We start from the raw sequence: 19568 nt of genomic DNA, 5'->3' as shown, positions 1-19568 counted from the left end.
CGCCGCCTCGAAGAGGTCAGAGCCATAATATTATCCGAAATTGCATCTGCCCTTTCGGAATCATGCTCCGGAACGGGAGCGAGCTTTCATGATGTAATAAGAATGCATTTCCGGCTTCCGATTGCAAGGGGCCAAGTGCCCGCAACTACAACGAAAATCGGCTCCTCCCAAATGTTCAGTTCCCTCCCTTCCATGATGGTGATTTCTTCGCAAAAAAGGCCGCGATTCCCTCCGCGGCCTCTGGCGTTTCCCATGTATCGGCGAGACGGGTCAGCGTCATTTCGATGACGGCCTCGTCTATCGGCGCGCCCAGCGCATGAACCAGCCTCTTGGAGGCGGCAACCGCTGCAGGCGCGGTGGCAAAATAGGGTTTGATCTCCGCCTCCACCGCCGCATCGAGACGTTCCGCCTCGACCACGTCATGCACCAGCCTGATCCGCCGTGCTTCCTCGGCATCGAACAGTCGCGCCGAAGTGAATGTGCGCAGCGCATTCGCCTGACCGATGCGCGCTACCACATAGGGGCTGATGGTGGCCGGTATCAGGCCGAGCCTGGTCTCTGTCAGCCCGAAGCGCGCGCCGGATGCAGCGATGGCCGCATCGCAGACGCTGATGAGGCCGACGCCGCCGCCATAGGCTTGCCCGTTGATGCGCCCGATCAGCGGTTTTGGCAAATCGCGCAGCGCTTTCAGCATGAGGGCGAGCTTGCGCGCTTCCTCAATGCGCTGCGCGCGTGTGGCTTTGACCTGTTCCTGCATCCATCCCAGATCACCGCCTGCACAAAAACTGGTGCCATTGCCGGTCAGGACCACGAGGCGCACGGCGTCATCATCCGCCAGATGCAGCGTCGCCGTCAGAAGCTCATCGATCATCCGACCGGATAGCGCATTATGCTGCTCCGGACGGTTGAGCGTCAGTGTCGCGACACCGCGTTGATCTATCGCAATCTGGATCGTCTCAAACGCCTTCATGCGGCTTTGTCCTGACGCAGCGCCTGCGCGAACAAGGCCGCCGATCTGAGCTTGTCCAGATTGAGGCCGGTTTCAAAACCCAATCCATGCAACATTTCGACGACGGAGACCGTATCGACATTGCCCTTGGCGCCCGGCGCGAAAGGACAGCCGCCGAGACCGCCGACCGAGGCATCGAACACGCGCAAGCCCTTCTCCAGACTGACGCGGATATTGTCGAGGGCCCGCCCGCCCGTGTCGTGATAATGGCCGGCAAGGCTGTGCGCAGGCGCAATGGCCAGCACGGCATCCAGCATGGCTGCCACCTTGTCCGGCGTGCCACGCCCGATCGTATCGCCGAGGCTTACTTCGTGACAGCCGAGCGAGAAGAGCTGTTCGGTCACATCGGCAACCGCTTGCGGGGCCACCGGCCCGTCATAGGGGCACTCCACGACGCAGCTCACATAGCCGCGAATGGCCAGACCATCATTGATCGCAGCACCGATGACCGGCGACAGCCGCTCGATGCTCTCAGCAATCGTGCAATTGATATTGGCTTTCGAAAAGCCTTCCGAGGCGGAAATGAAAACCGCAATCTCGTCAACATTTGCAGCGGCAGCAGCTTCATAGCCCTTCATGTTGGGCACCAGTACCGAATAGCGCACGCCATCAGCACGGCGAATCCCGGCCATGACTTCTGCGGCATCCGCCAGTTGCGGCACCCATTTCGGGCTAACGAAACTCGTCGCCTCAATGCGGGCATAGCCGCAATCCGACAGGCGGTCGATCAGTGCGACCTTGTCCGCTGTCGGCACAAACCGCTTTTCATTCTGCAGGCCATCACGCGCAGCCATTTCAACGATTTCTACGTGTTCAGCCATATTCTTCCTCCCGAGCGGGATGTCGCAAGCCGCTCAATATCCCGCTCTGTTTTTTGTTTGAGTATGATCTTCTCCGAAAACCGGTTCCCACTTTTCGGGATCATACTCCAGCTCCACAAGAAGGACGCCTTCATTGACCTGATCGCCCGCTGCAACAGTTACGGACGAAACCTTGCCGTCGCGCGGCGCGGTCAGTGACAGTTCCATCTTCATCGCTTCCATCGTTACCAGCGGATCGCCCTTGGCGACGCTTGCACCCTCCACGACGGAAACCAGTCGTACCAGTCCCGGCATCGGTGACAGGATGCGGCTTTCGCTCGAAGCATCCTCTTCCGCGCCAACAGACTGCACATGATGAAATATGGTGTCGCGACCTTCGAGTTGCACCGTCACATCATGTCCGATGCGCACGACGGACGCCTCTGAAACACGGCCATTCACAGCAAAGCGAACCAGCCCGTTTTCATGGAAACGGATTTCGATGGTGCCGAAAGCAAAGCCGAAATGCCTGTCACCTATGGTCGTGAAGCTGACCGTGTGGCGTTCTCCATGATGGTCGAGCAGGACGGAGCGCGATGCGTCACCCCACAAACGAAAGCCGCGCAAGCTCGTCCATGGATCACCTTGGGGGTCGCCGATCACTGGCGCGTCCAGAAGATCGAGCGCGCCGAGTGCAGCCAGCGCAAATGCGATATCCGAAGGCTGCTTATCGGCGAAAAGCGCCGCCGTCTCGCGTGCAATCAGGCCGGTATCGACATCACCGGCGCGGAAAGCTTCGAGGTTGCAAAGCGCCGACAAAAACTGGCGGTTGGTGACGAGGCCCGCAATCCGGGTCTTGTTCAGGCTCGCATCAAGCCGGTTCAGTGCCTCATCGCGCGTTGCGCCATGGGCGATGATCTTGGCGATCATCGGATCATAGAACGGCGTGATCGTGTCACCGGTTCGCACACCGGAATCGACACGTGCATTTTCAGGCGGTGCGAACAGAGCAAGCTTGCCGGTTGCCGGCAGAAAATCTCGCGCGGGGTCTTCCGCATAAAGCCTCGCCTCGAAAGCCCAGCCGTTTATGGAAAGTTCGCCCTGTTGTTTCGGCAAGACTTCGCCGGAAGCAACGCGCAATTGCCATTCGACAAGGTCGAGGCCGGTGATCGCTTCCGTAACCGGATGCTCAACCTGCAGGCGGGTGTTCATTTCCATGAAGAAGAAGCGGTCCGGCCGTAGCCCTTCCGAAACATCGGCGATGAATTCCACCGTCCCTGCGCCGGAATAGCCGATTGCCAATGCGGCCTTCACCGCGGCCTCGCCCATGGCGGCGCGCATTTGCGGCGTCATGCCCGGTGCAGGCGCTTCCTCGATGACCTTCTGATGGCGGCGTTGCAGCGAGCAATCGCGCTCGAAAAGATGCACCGCATTGCCATGATTATCGCCGAAGACCTGCACCTCGATATGGCGCGGTTTCGCCATGTATTTTTCGACCAGCACGGCGCTATCGCCGAAAGAGGCTTCCGCCTCACGGCGCGCGCTGTCCAGCGCCGCTGCAAAATCCGCAGCATGATCGACACGGCGCATGCCCTTGCCGCCACCGCCTGCCCGTGCCTTGATGAGCACTGGATAGCCGATCCGGTCCGCCTCGCTTTTGAGGAATGCGCCATCCTGATTATCGCCGTGATAGCCCGGAACGACAGGCACGCCTGCCTTTTCCATCAGTACTTTGGCGGCATCCTTCAGCCCCATTGCACGAATGGCTTTTGCCGATGGGCCGATGAAGACAAGCCCCGCCGCCTCGACAGCATCCACGAAACCGGCATTTTCGGAGAGAAACCCATAACCCGGATGGATAGCCTCTGCGCCGGTTTCCTTCGCAGCCTTGATGATCGCCTCGACATTCAGATAGCTTTGCGCAGAAATGGCAGGGCCGACGCGCACCGCCTCGTCTGCCATCTCCACATGCAGCGCTTGGGCGTCGGCATCGGAATAAATTGCGACGGTGGCAATACCCAATTCCCGCGCCGTGCGAATGACCCGGCAGGCAATTTCTCCGCGATTGGCAATCAGTATCTTTTTGAACATCTGATTGCTTCCTTACATCCGGAACAAACCAAAGCGCGTCGGCTCAACTGGCGCGTTCAGCGTGGCAGAGAGCGACAGGCCAAGCACTTCGCGGCTCTTGCGCGGATCGACAATTCCGTCATCCCAAAGTCGGGCAGAGGCATAAAGCGGATGACTCTGGCGTTCGAACATTTCGAGCGTCGGGCGCTTGAACTCCGCTTCCTCATCCGCCGACCACGTGCCGCCGGTGCGCTCGATGCCGTCGCGCTTGACGGTTGCCAGCACGCCTGCCGCCTGTTCGCCGCCCATCACCGCAATGCGGCTGTTCGGCCAGGTCCACAGGAAGCGCGGTGAATAGGCCCGCCCCGCCATGCCGTAATTGCCCGCACCATAGGATGCGCCGATCAGCATGGTGATTTTCGGCACATTGGCCGTTGCAACCGCCGTCACCAGCTTGGCGCCGTGTTTCGCGATGCCCTCGGCTTCATATTTGCGCCCGACCATGAAGCCGGTGATGTTCTGCAAAAACATCAGTGGAATGTTGCGCTGGCAGCAAAGCTCGATGAAATGCGCGCCCTTCAAGGCCGCTTCGGAGAACAGTACGCCATTATTGGCGATAATCCCGACCGGCATGCCGTAGACACTGGCAAAACCACAGACCAGCGTGGTGCCATAGCGCGCCTTGAACTCATCGAAATCCGAACCGTCGACCAGCCGCGCGATCACCTCGCGCACATCATAGGGAATGCGCGTATCGGCGGAAACGACGCCCAGAATTTCCTCCGGATCATAGAGGGGTGCAGCACTATCGCCGCGCGGGATAAACTCACGCTTCTCGCTGTTGAGATTGGCCGCAATGGCGCGCGCAATCTGCAATGCATGGGCGTCGTCATTGGCCAGATGATCGGCCACGCCGGAAAGCCTTGTGTGCACGTCACCACCGCCGAGATCTTCCGCGCTCACCACTTCGCCGGTTGCAGCCTTCACCAGCGGTGGACCGGCCAGAAAGATCGTGCCCTGCCCCCGCACAATCACCGTTTCGTCGCTCATGGCAGGGACGTAAGCACCACCTGCCGTGCACGACCCCATGACCACGGCGACCTGCGGAATGCCTGCCGCCGACATCTGCGCCTGATTGTAGAAGATGCGCCCGAAATGGTCGCGATCGGGGAAAACCTCGTCCTGATTGGGTAGGTTCGCGCCACCGGAATCGACCAGGTAAATGCAGGGCAGACGGTTCTCGCCCGCGATCTCCTGCGCGCGCAGGTGCTTCTTCACCGTGACCGGATAATAGGTACCGCCCTTCACCGTCGCATCATTGCAGACGATCATGCATTCGCGGCCCGATACACGCCCGATGCCGGTGATGATGCCGCCGGAAGGGGCCGCACCGCCATACATGCCATGGCCCGCCGTCAATCCGACTTCCAGAAAGGGGGAGCCCGGATCAAGCAATTGCACCACGCGTTCGCGAGGAAGCAGTTTTCCACGCGAAATATGGCGTTCACGTGCTTTCTCGCCGCCGCCATCAATCGCAATCCGCGAGGCTTCACCCACCACGTCGATTGCCGCCAGCATGGCCTTGCGGTTAGTCTCGAAGCTGGCGCTGCGCGTCGAGATTTCCGATTTCAGAACCGCCATCAACGGGTCTCCTGAAAGAGTTCCCGTCCGATCAGCATGCGCCGGATTTCCGATGTGCCCGCACCGATCTCATAGAGCTTCGCATCGCGCAAAAGGCGGCCCGTGGGATAGTCATTGATGTAGCCATTGCCGCCGAGAGACTGGATCGCCTGAAGCGCCATCTGCGTGGCATTCTCAGCCGTATAGAGAATGCAGCCCGCCGCATCCTTGCGCGACGTCTCGCCCCGGTCGCAGGCCGCCGCCACCGCATAGGTGTAGGCGCGCGAGGCATTGAAGGTCACATACATGTCGGCAAGCTTGCCCTGCATGAGCTGGAACTCGCCAATCGGCTGGTCGAACTGCTTGCGATCATGCACATAGGGCACCACGACATCGAGGCAGGCCGCCATGATGCCGAGCGGACCACCCGCCAGCACCACGCGTTCATAGTCAAGACCGGACATCAGCACATTGACGCCCTTGCCTTCTGTCCCGAGCAGGTTTTCGGCAGGCACTTCACAATCCTCGAACACCAGTTCGCAGGTGTTGGAACCGCGCATGCCAAGCTTGTCGAGCTTCTGCGCGGTCGAGAACCCCTTGAAACCTTTTTCAACGATGAAGGCGCTGATCCCGCGCGGGCCTGCTGCCGGATCGGTCTTGGCATAAACCACCAGCACATCGGCGTCCGGGCCGTTGGTGATCCACATCTTGTTTCCGTTGAGAACGTAACGGTCGCCGCGTTTCTCGGCGGCAAGTTTCATCGAAACGACATCGGACCCCGCGCCCGGCTCGGACATGGCGAGCGCGCCGACATGCTCGCCGGAAATAAGTTTTGGCAGATATTTCGCGCGCTGCTCGGGAGAACCGTTTCGCTTGATCTGGTTGACGCAGAGATTGGAATGCGCGCCATAGCTGAGGCCGATGGAAGCGGAAGCGCGGCTGATTTCTTCCATCGCAATGCAATGGGCGAGATAGCCCATGCCAGCGCCGCCATATTCTTCTGGCGCCGTAATGCCGAGTACGCCAAGCTCACCCAGTTCACGCCAGAGATGCATGGGAAATGCATTGTTGCGGTCGGTTTCAGCGGCCAGCGGCGCAATGCGGCTTTCCGCAAAACGGCGCACCGTATCGCGAAGGGCTTCGATCTCCTCGCCAAGACCGAAATTCATGCCCGATGCAAACATACTCGTCCTCCACAAGTTCTGCTCGGTGTCCATCTTTTGCAAGACGGCTATGTTCCGGCCAGAGTGTCCCGTGGCGGCCAATTAGGCAATGGCTTTGCGTGGCGTTCTGTGGCTATTTATTACCGGATAACGAAATTTTGTTGCGTCCGCTACCCGGCAACTCCAAGCAATTGGAGGGTGATCAAATCAATCCTCATGAAGCGCGGCAATATCGCGATAAAGCTCCAGCGCTTCGGGGTTTGCCAGCGCCTCGCGATTCTTCACATCGCGCCCATGCACGATATCGCGCACGGCAAGCTCCACGATTTTTCCCGACTTGGTGCGCGGAATATCCCGGACAGCAACGATTTTCGCCGGAACGTGGCGCGGCGTGGCGCCGGTGCGAATCTTGGTCTTGATGCGCGCCTTGAGGTCGTCGTTCAGCGCCACACCTTCGGCGAGCCGCACGAACAGCACCACCCGCACGTCATTATCCCAATCCTGCCCGATGCAGAGCGCCTCGGCGATCTCCGGCATCTGCTCGACCTGATTGTAGATTTCTGCCGTACCGATACGCACACCGCCAGGGTTGAGTGTCGCGTCCGAACGACCATGGATAACAATGCCGTCATGCTCGGTCCATTCGGCAAAATCGCCATGGCACCAGATATTGTCGAAGCGCTCGAAATAGGCGGCCTGATATTTCGCGCCTTCGGGATCGTTCCAGAATTGCAGCGGCATGCAGGGGAATGCCTTCGTGCAGACCAGTTCACCTTTTTCGCGGCGCACCGGCTTGCCATCATCGTTCCAGACGTCGACGGCCATGCCAAGGCCCGCGCCCTGAATTTCGCCCAGCCAGACCGGCTCCGTCGGAACGCCCAGCACGAAGCAGGACACGATATCCGTACCGCCGGAAATGGAGGCGAGATGCACGTCCGGCTTGATCGCTTCATAGACGAAGGCAAAGCCTTCCGGCGACAGCGGCGAGCCGGTCGAGGAGACAGTGCGCAGCGCCGAAAGATCATGTGTCTCGCCGGATTTCAGACCGGCTTTCAGCACCGCGTCGATGAATTTCGCCGAAGTGCCGAAATAGGTCATGCCCTCGGCGGCGGCATAATCGAACAATACATTGCCATCGGGATAGAAGGGCGAACCGTCATAGAGCAGAAGCGTAGCGCCCGATGCTATGCCTGAAGCCAGCCAGTTCCACATCATCCATCCGCAAGTGGTGAAATAGAAGAAGCGATCACCGTCGCGAATATCCGCATGCAGGCGGTGTTCTTTCAGGTGCTGCAACAGCACACCGCCCGCGCGATGCACGATGCATTTCGGAATGCCCGTCGTGCCGGACGAAAACAGGATACAAAGTGGATGATCAAAGGGGAGCCGCGTGAACTCGACATCTTTGGCCTTGAACGGTTCCAGAGCCGCATCAAGCGCGATGCCCTTTTCAGCGCGGTCAGCAACGGCTTCCGCTTCGCCGAGATAGGTGACAATGACCGCACGTTTCAGCCCCGGCAGCTTTGCCGTCACTTCAGCAACCTTGTCGGCAACGTCAATGCGCTTGCCATTATACCAGTAGCCATCGCAGGCGAAGAAAAGCTTTGGTTCGATCTGGCCGAAACGGTCGAGTACGCCCTGCACGCCAAAATCCGGTGAGCATGAAGACCACACCGCACCGATGGACGAAGCGGCCAGCATCAAGGCCACCGCCTCCGGCATGTTGGGCATCATGCCCGCCACGCGGTCGCCCGGCTGAACCCCTTCCGCCAGCATGAATTGCTGGAGTTTCGAGACCAGCGCGTGAAGATCATCCCAGCTCAAGCGGCGCTCGACCTTGTCCTCACCGCGAAAGACGATGGCTTCCTCGCCACCCTCATGGCGCAACAGGTTTTCGGCAAAGTTGAGCCGTGCCTCGGGGAAGAATTTTGCGTCACGCATATGGCCTTTATCGACAAGGGCTGGTTTGCCACGCTCGCCGATAACCTCGCAGAAATCCCACACAAGCTGCCAGAAGCCGCCGCGATCCTCGACCGACCAGCGATGCAGCGCGGCATAATCCGGCAGGCTCAAGCCCGTGCGCTGTTCTGCGCGAATACGGAATTGCTCCAGATTGCTGGCGGCGATGCGCCCCGCATCCGGTTGCCATAGCGGATGGTCATGCGAAAACTGCGTGGGGACTGCGTTGGTGCTCATCATTCCTCCCAGAACCATGTGGAATTAGACCCTCTCCCGATCAACTCCGACACGAGTTTCTAAAAGAGAGTTTCCGATACGTCCATGCTTTTCCCGTGACTTGGCTATCAAAGGCTCATCCCTTGTGTTGCCCTGCACTCAATTGTGATTGCCGGACAGGCAGGCAGAACCTAGCCTGCACCTTGCTTTATGGGAAAGCGTAACATAACTACAGCCCGCGTCGGAGTTCATCCTGATGTCCTTCGGTGCAAACGAAATATCCAGTTCTCAGGGCGGGGCGAAACTCCCCACCGGCGGTAACGGACCAAGTGTCCGAAGCCCGCGAGCGCCTGACACGTCTGCCGTGTCAGGGTCAGCAGATTCGGTGCAATTCCGAAGCCGACGGTCATAGTCCGGATGAGAGAGAACGAGGTTGGAATCATGCTCGGCTGGACGGCTTGCCGTCTTCGTCCTGCAGTCTTTCTTCCCGTACCCTGAGGTAACAGGCTTGCCAGAGCAAGTTCCGCCTGAAGCGGAACGCTCTGTCCATTTGTTTTGCCGCATTTATGCGACGTCAAATGTTTCCATTTGGCTGCAAAATGCTCCGAAGGAAGAAACCGTTGAGCCAACTTGCCTCTTCGCCAACTTTGAAACCGACCATACGCGGAGCAGCGCTGATGGTCGCAGCCTGTTCGGCCTATGCCGCCGTCAATGTCGCCACCCAATGGGCGGGAACGCGTACCGGTATTCCCTCCGTCATCATCGCCTTCTGGCAATATGTGATCGCGCTGGTACTGACCTTGCCCCTGCTCATTCGCGACGGCACGAGAGCCTTGCGTACCAGGCATTTCGGTCTTCACGTCATTCGCGTCGCGCTGGCTGCCGCTGGCGTACAGGTCTGGATTTATGCGCTGACCCATGTGCCGATCTGGCAGGTGGTCGCGTTGTCCATGACGTCGCCATTCTTCGTCATCCTGTGCGCACGGCTCTTTCTGCAGGAAAAGGTCACGCCAGCACGGCTGCTGACCACATTCACCGGCTTTATTGGCGCGCTGATCATCATCGCACCCTGGTCGGATTCCTATACGGTCTATTCGCTCCTGCCGATTCTGGCCGCAGCGTTGTGGGCGGGCTATTCGGTGATGACCAAATATCTGACCCGTTTCGAAAAGCCCGCCAGCATTTCGGCCTATATGCTGGTACTGCTCACGCCCATCAACGCGGCACTCTGGCTGGCATCCGGCTTAAGCATGTCCGCAATCACCGCGCCGGGCGTCGAAATCTGGTCCATATTGATCGTCATCGGCGCATTCACAGCTCTCGCCCAATATTTCCAGACGGCAGCTTATTCGATAGCGGATGCGGTCTATCTGCAACCGTTCGATGACCTGAGACTGCCGATCAACGTGATCTTCGGCTGGATCGTGTTTGCAGCAGCGCCAAGCATCAACTTCTGGCCGGGAGCGGCCCTGATCATCGGCGCATCGCTCTATCTGATGCGTCAGGACAGCGGTACGTCGCGCACCGCCTGATCGATCCGGTGAGGATGCCTGCCTATCGGGAGACAGGCAGGCCGTTTTGCGTAGAACCAGAAAACCCGCTTGAGCCTTCCGATCTGCTGACCCATGCGTCAATTCTTTTCACCAGCCAGCGGTAAACGGGATTTTCGAACAGGTGGTAAGAGGCAATGGCAGTCAACACGCTTGCAAGAACACCTGCAGCGATGAGCAGGACCGCGCCTGCCATCGCCTCGCCCCATCGTTCCGGAGCAGCTTTGAAGAAAACCATTCCGACCGCAGGATGGAGAATGAAGATGCCGAAGCTGTAACGGGAAAGCCTTGTGAATCCGCGCCATTGCAGCGGTGTATAAATGCCCCGAGTGGATGCGGCATAAAGCACATAGACACCCGCATAGAGGAAGGCCAGCCGCCAGGGGCCTTCAAGCGTGTGCGGTTCGTCCGGCCCGTTTGCCGGGTGATAGAACAGAAAGACAATCAGGCAAGTGGCAAGCAATGCCTTGATTGCCGGTGCCGGCATCGGTGGATGTTCCCGGCGAGCAAGCCACATTCCAAAGACAAAGGAAGGCAAGGCTCGCAAGACCCCGGCATCGGACAATTGAATGCGTGTGAGTGACAATACGCCAAGCTGTTGCGCCAGATAATCACCGCCCACGGCTGCGGCCATCACACCGACGAGAACCCAGCTCCCGAAACGACGGCACAACATATCGAACAGCGGAAAAGCGAGATACATGGCTAAAAGGGCACTCAGCGACCAGCTGACATAATTGTAGGACAAGGTGCGCCCCAAACCCCAATTATGAATCAGCAGTAACTGGGTCAGCCCGTCTCGCCAGCTCATGCTGGGTTCGACCAGAGGATGCAGAATTCCCGCTGCTGTCAGGACAGAAAGAAGCGCGAAACAGGAGAAGGTCACCACGTGCAGCGGATAAATCCGCGCGAGCCGCTTCCCAACGAAAGCTACATAACGCGGCCAGCTCCAGAGATAATTTCGTCGCCTCGCCAGAAATAATCCAGACACAATAAAAAAGACATCGGTAAAATAAGCAAATGTTAATATAAAAGAATTCAAAATCTCATCATTTACCGGAACTCGGAAAGAAAAATGGAAAATTGCGATTCCTATACATAATAAAAAACGCAACCCATCAAAATCTTGGAGTCTTTTCATTTAAAAACACTGGAACTACTTCACACAATTTCTGTTTAGCAATTTTTTAGGAATTGTCGAGTGCAACTTGAGCGTGAAATAGCACCATCATGCTAATTTCAATAAGAGCGTCAGTCCGCTGCAGCAAAATGTTCCATCTGGTCGGTAAAGGCTTTCTGGAATGCAGGCCGTGCCGTCGCGCGCCCGACATAGGCCCGGCAGACCGGATGCTGCGCCAGACCGTCGAAATGGTCGACCAGACGCAACACGTCTGCCATCAGAATATCGGCAACCGAAAACTGATCCGTCAGCCATTCGCGGCCTGACAGCGCCTGCTCCATGTGCGCCAGCCGACCGGCAAGGAAGCTGTCCATGAGCTGACGCCCCGGCGTCTGCTCCTCATCACCGGTGAATTTATAAAGGGCGAGCGGCAAGGCGGCCATTTCGACCGAATTCAACGCCGCGAACAGCCATTGTATGACCTCGTTGCGTGCCCTCGGATCAGGCGGCAACAGCGCATCGCTCTTCTCGGCTATATGAAGCAGGATGGCGCCGCTTTCGAAGACCGACATATCACCGTCGATCAGCCATGGCACTTGCCCGAAAGGCTGATGGGTGAAGTGTTCCGGCCCGCGATTCTTGAATGGAACGCCTTCGACACGATAGGGCAATCCGGCTTCTTCCAGCGCCCAGCGCACGCGAAGATCGCGGACGAAGCCACGCGGCATTTTGGGAACCCAGTCGAATGTCGCCAAAATCATCTCTGTCATGGGAAATGACATAGCGCTTGGACAGGCTTTGTCCACCGACAGCCATTGTGCCGACCGATGATGGTGTCCGTTCTGGTTACTTGAGAAGAAACATTTGGTGGAGCCAAGCGGGATCGAACCGCTGACCTCCTGCATGCCATGCAGGCGCTCTCCCAGCTGAGCTATGGCCCCATCAGACCTCTTTCGAGGCGCATCAGGCAGGACTTGCTGCCCGGTGTGGCGGCTTATTAAATGGCGTTTGTCAGAAGATCAAGAGCTAAATCGCAACTCTTTTCACATCTGTCGAAAATAATTCACAGATCACGCCGAAGCCTCATCCGGGATATGCTCCAAACGCAGCGAGGCGACCCGAAGGTCGCCTCGCAAAAGCATCCGGTCTTGATCTGTGTAACAGATCAGCCTTCCTCGTCTTCACCGCCGACGCCGCCGCCGAGAATGCCCGACATGTCGTCGTCCTCGTCTTCCTCTTCTTCGAGGAAGGTGTCTTCATCGTCGTCGCCGAGATCGACATCGTCGTCATCCATATCCGGCAGATCGTCGCCGCTGCCCTTGGTTTCGTCGTCGGCATCCTCGAGAGAGACGAATTCCGGCTTTTCGAGTGCCGTATCCAGTTCTTCCTCTTCGGTTTCCTCTTCGACAACGCGGCTTTCAAGCGTGGAGTCGAAATAGGAACGCGGATAGGAAATGCCGGTGTAAGGCGAAACGATCGGGTCGCGATTGAGATCGTAAAATTTCTTGCCCGTTTCCGGGTCGATACGCTTGGTACCAAGTTCAGCTTTTGCCACGTCTAGCCTCGTTAATTCGCACGGGGACACAAATTCATAAAATCGCGCCGGAATGCCTGCCTTGAAGCATATAGCCCTTCACCATGCTGTTCATGGAGCCATATGGCAAGGGGCAAGTCTTAAGCGCGTTTATATTGTTGTCCGGTGCATAAACGCAATTTGGCGCGTTTGTCAAAGCCAAACGCAAAGGGATGTGCAGACTCTTGGCTCTCCCTCCTGATTATGGGTTTCATCCGCACCGCGTATTCGCGGATGACCGCACAATATTACTATGCTAGGGAAGCCCGGCTTATCTCTCAATCCCGGCGCGTGTCCGCGCCAAAAATGTGACTGTGAAAAATCCATGTCCCATTCTGCACCCCCGAAACCAGCAACCGCCCGCCGCTCGGAGGCACTTACGGGCGAAATTCGCATTCCGGGTGACAAATCCATCTCGCATCGTTCCTTCATGTTCGGCGGCCTTGCATCGGGTGAAACCCGCATCACCGGCCTTCTGGAAGGCGAAGACGTCATCAATACCGGTCGCGCCATGCAGGCCATGGGCGCGAAAATCCGCAAGGATGGCGATGCCTGGATCATCAATGGCGTCGGCAACGGCTGCCTGTTGCAGCCCGAAGCAGCGCTCGACTTCGGCAATGCCGGAACCGGTGCGCGCCTCACCATGGGCCTTGTCGGCACCTATGACATGAGAACCTCCTTTATCGGCGATGCCTCGCTTTCCAAGCGCCCGATGGGTCGCGTGCTGAATCCGTTGCGTGAAATGGGCGTTCAGGTGGAAGCAGCCGAAGGCGACCGCATGCCGCTGACGCTGATCGGCCCAAAGACGGCCAATCCGATCACCTATCGCGTGCCGATGGCGTCCGCGCAGGTAAAATCAGCCGTGCTGCTCGCCGGTCTCAACACGCCGGGCGTTACCACCGTCATCGAGCCGGTCATGACCCGCGACCACACCGAAAAGATGCTGCAGGGCTTTGGCGCCGATCTTTCGGTTGAAACCGACAAGGACGGCGTGCGCCATATCCGCATCACCGGCCAGGGCAAGCTTATCGGCCAGACCATCGACGTACCGGGTGATCCATCGTCAACGGCTTTCCCGCTCGTTGCCGCCCTTCTCGTCGAAGGTTCGGATGTTACCATCCGCAACGTGCTGATGAACCCGACCCGTACCGGCCTGATCCTGACGTTGCAGGAAATGGGCGCCAATATCGAAGTGCTCAATGCCCGTCTTGCCGGCGGCGAGGATGTCGCCGATCTGCGCGTGAAGGCCTCGAAGCTGAAGGGCGTTGTCGTTCCGCCGGAACGCGCTCCGTCGATGATCGATGAATATCCGGTTCTGGCCATCGCCGCGGCCTTCGCGGAAGGCGAAACTGTGATGGACGGTCTCGACGAACTGCGCGTCAAGGAATCGGATCGTCTGGCAGCGGTTGCACGCGGCCTTGAAGCCAATGGCGTCGATTGCACCGAAGGCGAGATGTCGCTGACGGTCCGCGGTCGTCCCGACGGCAAGGAACTGGGTGGTGGCACTGTCGCAACCCATCTCGATCACCGCATCGCGATGAGCTTCCTCGTCATGGGCCTTGCATCGGAAAAGCCGGTGACGGTTGACGACAGCACCATGATCGCCACGTCCTTCCCCGAATTCATGGACATGATGCCGGGACTGGGCGCCAAGATCGAACTGAGCGACGCGCGATGACGCCGTTCATCGTCGCTATCGACGGACCGGCCGCCTCGGGCAAGGGAACCCTTGCCCGGCGCATTGCCATTCACTACGGCATGCCGCATCTGGATACGGGACTGACCTATCGCGCTGTGGCCAAGGCGCTGATCGACAAGGGGCTGCCGCTCGATGATGAAGCGGTGGCGGCTGACGCCGCGCTCAATCTCGATCTGCGCGAGATGGACAAGGCGGTCCTTTCCGCTCATGCGATCGGCGAAGCGGCATCGAAGGTCGCGGTCATGCCGAAGGTCAGACGTGCGCTTGTCGAAGCGCAGCGCAATTTCGCCAATGCCCTGCCCTCAAGCGTGCTTGACGGGCGCGATATCGGCACTGTCGTCTGTCCCGATGCAGCCATAAAGCTCTTCGTCACGGCGTCGCCGGAAGTGCGCGCCGAGCGTCGCTTTGAAGAAATCGTGGCACGCGGCGAGAAGGCAGATTTCGCGGAAATACTGGCCGACCTCAGGAAACGCGACGAGCGTGACACGAACCGCATCGATTCTCCCCTCAGACCCGCTGAAGACGCGCACTTGCTAGATACGAGCGAAATGAGTATAGAAGCGGCATTTCTAGCCGCAAAAAAGCTGATCGATCATGCTTTGGCGCAGCATCGGGGATGAAACCGACAAGTTTTTAGACTTTTTGGATCTCATTATGCCCCGAAAAGCTGGATTATCTTGAGTTCGGACCTATATAGGCTGCACTCATACTGAAAGCCTGACTTCGCGTTCCACGCGCCGGTTGTCTGCAAAGACGGGGCCGAGGTCGGGCATAACGCAACGCTAACCCCCGGCGCCGCATCCGATGAATTTTCCGGATGCACCAGGAGTATTCATGTCAGAATTCAATCCATCCCTCGCAGACTTCGAGTCGCTGCTGGCGGAATCCTTTGCAACGAACGACCTTGCTGAAGGTTATGTCGTCAAGGGCCGCATCGTAGCCATTGAAAAGGACATGGCGATCATCGACGCCGGTCTGAAGGTCGAAGGCCGCGTGCCGCTGAAGGAATTCGGCGCAAAGGGCAAAGACGGCACGCTGAAGCCGGGCGACGAAGTGGAAGTTTACGTCGAGCGCATCGAAAACGCTCTGGGCGAAGCTGTCCTGTCGCGCGAAAAAGCACGCCGTGAAGAAAGCTGGGTCAAGCTCGAGCAGAAGTTCGCCAATGGCGAGCGCGTCGATGGCGTCATCTTCAATCAGGTCAAAGGTGGTTTCACCGTCGACCTCGACGGCGCTGTTGCCTTCCTGCCGCGTTCGCAGGTCGACATTCGTCCGATCCGCGACGTCACCCCGCTCATGCACGTCCCGCAACCGTTCGAAATCCTCAAGATGGACAAGCGTCGCGGCAACATCGTTGTCTCGCGTCGTACCGTTCTTGAAGAGAGCCGTGCGGAACAGCGTTCGGAAATCGTTCAGAACCTTGAAGAAGGTCAGGTCGTTGAAGGCGTCGTCAAGAACATCACCGATTACGGTGCGTTCGTTGACCTCGGCGGCATCGACGGTCTCCTGCACGTTACCGACATGGCATGGCGCCGCGTCAACCATCCGTCGGAAATCCTCACCATCGGCCAGACGGTCAAGGTGCAGATCATCCGCATCAACCAGGAAACCCATCGTATCTCGCTCGGCATGAAGCAGCTCGAGAGCGATCCTTGGGATGGCATCGGCGCGAAGTACCCGATCGGCAAAAAGATCACCGGCACCGTCACGAACATCACCGACTACGGTGCGTTCGTTGAAATCGAGCCGGGCATCGAAGGCCTCATCCACGTTTCCGAAATGTCGTGGACCAAGAAGAATGTCCATCCGGGCAAGATTCTTTCCACCACGCAGGAAGTCGAAGTCGTTGTGCTCGAAGTTGATCCGGTCAAGCGCCGTATCTCGCTGGGCCTCAAGCAGACCCTCGACAATCCGTGGACGACCTTTGCCCAGAAGTACCCTGTCGGTACCGTTGTTGAAGGTGAAGTCAAGAACAAGACCGAATTCGGCCTGTTCATCGGCCTCGACGGCGACGTTGACGGCATGGTTCACCTCTCCGACCTCGACTGGAACCGTCCGGGCGAACAGGTCATCGAAGAGTACAACAAGGGTGAAGTCGTCAAGGCTGTCGTTCTCGATGTCGATATCGACAAGGAACGCATCTCGCTCGGCATCAAGCAGCTTTCCGGCGACAAGGTCGGCGAAGCAGCAGCTTCCGGCGAACTGCGCAAGAACGCCGTTGTGACCTGCGAAGTGACCGCCGTTACCGACGGTGGCCTCGAAGTCCGTCTCGTCGACCACGATCTCGAAAGCTTCATCAAGCGTTCGGATCTGTCGCGTGACCGCGACGAGCAGCGTCCGGAACGCTTCACGGTCGGTCAGAAGCTTGACGCTCGCGTCATCGCTTTCGACAAGAAGACCCGCAAGCTGCAGGTCTCGATCAAGGCGCTCGAAATCGCTGAAGAAAAAGAAGCTGTCGCTCAGTACGGTTCGTCCGACTCCGGCGCTTCGCTCGGCGACATCCTCGGTGCCGCTCTGAAGAAGCAGGAAAAGAACTAATCTTTTCTTCTTCGATCGAACATGAGAAAGCCCGCCTCCTGGCGGGCTTTTTCTTTATCAAATAAATTTATGGTGATTCCTCCGCCACGAAATGGTCACGAACCAGCACAATTTTACATGCTCGACCAATATTGATTCATTATCTTCTTCTCCAATTCGGCAGATGGGCAACTAATAAAGCTTTCTCTGCATTAATCATGGAGGATAAAAGCTTCCAAGCCGCCTATTCATAGCAAAATATCTATACAGAATTACTTTTGAACGGATTGCATAAGATGATTTCCAGAACCACCACCCTGACCGCAATGCTGCTTTCAACTGCGCTGCTGAGCGCTTCCTTTGCCGTGCCAAGCTTCGCCGAAAGTGCAGCAAAGCCGAATGCCCCGGCGACCGAGAGCACGAAAGCTGCACAACAGGACGCCATCAAGAAGCTGGATGCCATTTCCGGCGATGGCCTCGCAGCGGTGCGCGGCGTTACACTGGCGCGACTGGCCATTTTTCAGGGAACACCCGACCAGGCCAAAGTCATTCTGTCGACGGTCAAGGATGATCTGGACAAGGCGCAGAAAGACACTCCATCCCTGCTCGACAAGATGAAAGCGGCTGGCGCTCCAGCCGACGAAGTCGCCGAAGTTCAGTCGGGCACATTGCCGGTCGATATGGAAGTCGGTGTGGTCGATGACTACAAGCTGACGCCTGAAAAGGCTGCTCACCTGAAAAAGGCCAATGAACATATCCAGCATGGCCGCAAGAAAGAGGCTCAGGATGAGCTGAAACTCGCGGATGTCGATCTGGTGATAACCGAAACGACAGCCAATCTGCCTGCCATCGACAAGGATGTCGATCTGGCACTGGAACAGCTCGGCAACGGCAAATATTACGATGCCAACCTGACCCTCATCAAGGCGGAACATATGGTGACGATCCGCTCCAATATGTCCGTTGATGACAAGAAGGACACCGGCAAGACAGCCAATGCACCAGCCGACGCAAAGCCGACTGATGCGGCTAAGAAGAGCTGACCATCGCTTGTGAGAATAAAGGCCGGGATGTGAACCATCCCGGCCCTTTTTATGCAACGCTGAGCATATGGATCAGGCCAAGGCTGATTGCGCAGAGCGCAACGAGCGAAAGCACTGCGGTCAGTGTCACCCGGCCACCTGCCGACGCCACCGAACGGATATCGACGCCGAGGCCAAGGGCCGCCATCGAAATGATGGTGAGTATGGTCGAGGCATATTGAATGCCAGGCAGAATCGTTTCCGGTATCAGATGCAGCGAATGCAGCGCCATCATGCCAAGGAAGCCGAGGATGAACCATGGCACCAGCTGGAAGAAGCCCGGCTTGGCATTCGCATCCTTGTTACCGGCGAGAAGCGCCAGCGCAAGAATAACCGGTCCCAGCATCAGAACGCGCACGAGTTTCACCAGCGTGCCAAGCTGGACACTGATCGTCGCGACCGGCGCAGTGGCCGCCAGAACCTGTGGCACTGCATAAACGGTCAGGCCAGCCAGCACGCCATATTGCGTGTGCGAAAGCCCCAGAATCGGCACCAGCAGTGGCAGAAGCAGCACGACGACCACGCCGAGAATAGCGGTAAAGGCGATCGAAGCCGCCACGTCCTCGCTTCCCGCGCCGATAACCGGTGCGGTTGCGGCAATAGCGGAATTGCCGCAAATGGAATTCCCGCAGGCGACCAGCACGGCCATCCGATGCGGAAGCTTCAGCAAACGCCCGATCCCGTAGCTGAGCGTAATAGCCAGCACCACGACGCCTGCAATACCGAAAATAAGGCCCGAACCCGCGGCCACCACCGCGCTGGCGCTGATCGACGCGCCAAGCAATACCACTGCAATTTCCAGAAGAAGCTTGGCGGAAAAGCCGATGCCCTTGTTGAAATGCTTGCCCGGACGCAGGAACGTCCGCACGACCGTGCCAAGGAGGATGGCAATCACCAGCGCTTCGAGCCAGGCGCGCCCTGCATAATGTTCCTCGACTTTTTCGAGTCCGATCGCGGCGATAGCAACGGCGACGCTCAAGCCAAGTCCCGGGAGGATGTTCTGGATTTTGGAGTAGGTCATTTTCAGCATTTCAAATCTGACTGTCTGCATTTTTCGCATTATCCCGCGCAAAACCGCTTCGCACTTTTGCTGGAAATGCTGTTTTCATTCGCATTGTCCTACGCAAAACCACTTCGCACTTTTGCTGGAAATGCTCGTATGAGAATTATTTTCTGATTAGATGCCTGTTTTT

The 19568-nt window shown here is 57.9% G+C and carries 15 protein-coding genes, 1 tRNA gene and 1 riboswitch; of the genes, 5 read left to right on the top strand and 11 right to left on the bottom strand.

Features of this window, described 5'->3' with window-relative positions; all coding sequences use genetic code 11:
• Positions 1-175: 175 nt before the first annotated feature.
• The 6 genes from ABDF71_RS01720 to ABDF71_RS01695 form a co-directional block, all read right to left on the bottom strand.
• Positions 176-970: a crotonase/enoyl-CoA hydratase family protein gene (locus tag ABDF71_RS01720; protein WP_259030212.1), complete on the bottom strand. Its 795-nt coding sequence runs from the start codon at positions 968-970 to the stop codon at positions 176-178.
• The gene (locus ABDF71_RS01715) at positions 967-1830 is read right to left on the bottom strand and encodes a hydroxymethylglutaryl-CoA lyase (protein ID WP_029926080.1); all 864 of its coding nucleotides are present in this window, start codon (positions 1828-1830) and stop codon (positions 967-969) included. The genes ABDF71_RS01720 and ABDF71_RS01715 overlap by 4 nt, the downstream gene beginning before the upstream one ends.
• Positions 1831-1863: 33 nt before the next feature.
• Entirely contained in the window at positions 1864-3900 is a 2037-nt protein-coding gene (locus ABDF71_RS01710; RefSeq protein WP_500060883.1) for an acetyl/propionyl/methylcrotonyl-CoA carboxylase subunit alpha, read from the bottom strand.
• Between the two features lie 12 nt (positions 3901-3912).
• Entirely contained in the window at positions 3913-5520 is a 1608-nt protein-coding gene (locus ABDF71_RS01705) for a carboxyl transferase domain-containing protein (RefSeq protein WP_500060881.1), read from the bottom strand.
• On the bottom strand, positions 5520-6668 hold the full coding sequence (locus ABDF71_RS01700; protein ID WP_259030428.1) for an isovaleryl-CoA dehydrogenase: 1149 nt from the start codon (positions 6666-6668) through the stop codon (positions 5520-5522). The genes ABDF71_RS01705 and ABDF71_RS01700 overlap by 1 nt, the downstream gene beginning before the upstream one ends.
• Positions 6669-6869: 201 nt before the next feature.
• Positions 6870-8858 (bottom strand): acetoacetate--CoA ligase, encoded by a 1989-nt coding sequence (locus ABDF71_RS01695; protein ID WP_259030210.1) that lies wholly within the window; start codon positions 8856-8858, stop codon positions 6870-6872.
• A 259-nt stretch (positions 8859-9117) separates the two neighbouring features.
• Positions 9118-9270, top strand: a riboswitch (FMN riboswitch).
• Positions 9271-9457: 187 nt separating this feature from the next.
• Between ABDF71_RS01695 and ABDF71_RS01690 the strand changes: the two genes are divergently transcribed.
• Positions 9458-10369: a DMT family transporter gene (locus ABDF71_RS01690; protein ID WP_500060879.1), complete on the top strand. Its 912-nt coding sequence runs from the start codon at positions 9458-9460 to the stop codon at positions 10367-10369.
• Positions 10370-10391: 22 nt separating this feature from the next.
• Here the strand turns inward: ABDF71_RS01690 and ABDF71_RS01685 are convergent, their stop codons facing one another.
• The 4 genes from ABDF71_RS01685 to ABDF71_RS01670 all read right to left on the bottom strand — a co-directional run bounded on the left by ABDF71_RS01685 (position 10392) and on the right by ABDF71_RS01670 (position 13062).
• On the bottom strand, positions 10392-11528 hold the full coding sequence (locus ABDF71_RS01685; protein WP_259030209.1) for an acyltransferase family protein: 1137 nt from the start codon (positions 11526-11528) through the stop codon (positions 10392-10394).
• 110 nt (positions 11529-11638) lie between these two features.
• Complete coding sequence (locus tag ABDF71_RS01680; RefSeq protein WP_029926094.1) at positions 11639-12277, bottom strand: glutathione S-transferase family protein; 639 nt, start codon at positions 12275-12277, stop codon at positions 11639-11641.
• Positions 12278-12372: 95 nt separating this feature from the next.
• Positions 12373-12448: transfer RNA gene (locus ABDF71_RS01675), tRNA-Ala, on the bottom strand.
• 224 nt (positions 12449-12672) lie between these two features.
• Positions 12673-13062 carry a TIGR02300 family protein gene (locus ABDF71_RS01670; RefSeq protein ID WP_010657838.1) on the bottom strand — a complete coding sequence of 130 codons (390 nt, stop codon included), beginning with the start codon at positions 13060-13062 and terminating at the stop codon, positions 12673-12675.
• A gap of 343 nt (positions 13063-13405) precedes the next feature.
• Between ABDF71_RS01670 and aroA the strand changes: the two genes are divergently transcribed.
• The 4 genes from aroA (at position 13406) to ABDF71_RS01650 (ending at position 18336) form a co-directional block, all read left to right on the top strand.
• On the top strand, positions 13406-14758 hold the full coding sequence (gene aroA, locus ABDF71_RS01665; protein WP_151614879.1) for a 3-phosphoshikimate 1-carboxyvinyltransferase: 1353 nt from the start codon (positions 13406-13408) through the stop codon (positions 14756-14758).
• Positions 14755-15399 carry a (d)CMP kinase gene (gene cmk / locus ABDF71_RS01660; protein WP_010657836.1) on the top strand — a complete coding sequence of 215 codons (645 nt, stop codon included), beginning with the start codon at positions 14755-14757 and terminating at the stop codon, positions 15397-15399. Before aroA ends, cmk begins: the two co-directional genes overlap by 4 nt.
• A gap of 214 nt (positions 15400-15613) precedes the next feature.
• Positions 15614-17314: a 30S ribosomal protein S1 gene (gene rpsA / locus ABDF71_RS01655; RefSeq protein WP_010657835.1), complete on the top strand. Its 1701-nt coding sequence runs from the start codon at positions 15614-15616 to the stop codon at positions 17312-17314.
• Between the two features lie 275 nt (positions 17315-17589).
• Positions 17590-18336 carry a YfdX family protein gene (locus tag ABDF71_RS01650; protein ID WP_375849006.1) on the top strand — a complete coding sequence of 249 codons (747 nt, stop codon included), beginning with the start codon at positions 17590-17592 and terminating at the stop codon, positions 18334-18336.
• 49 nt (positions 18337-18385) lie between these two features.
• On the opposite strand, the gene ABDF71_RS01645 is transcribed toward ABDF71_RS01650, so the two are convergent.
• A complete protein-coding gene (locus tag ABDF71_RS01645; RefSeq protein ID WP_029375831.1) occupies positions 18386-19405 on the bottom strand; it encodes a YeiH family protein in 1020 nt (339 codons plus the stop codon).
• Positions 19406-19568: the final 163 nt, after the last annotated feature.

Source organism: Ochrobactrum sp. WV_118_8, from assembly GCF_039631535.1.
Classification (GTDB): domain Bacteria; phylum Pseudomonadota; class Alphaproteobacteria; order Rhizobiales; family Rhizobiaceae; genus Brucella; species Brucella anthropi.
Note: the sequence above shows the minus strand (reverse complement) of the source record. Positions and strands in the feature narration are given on the sequence as shown.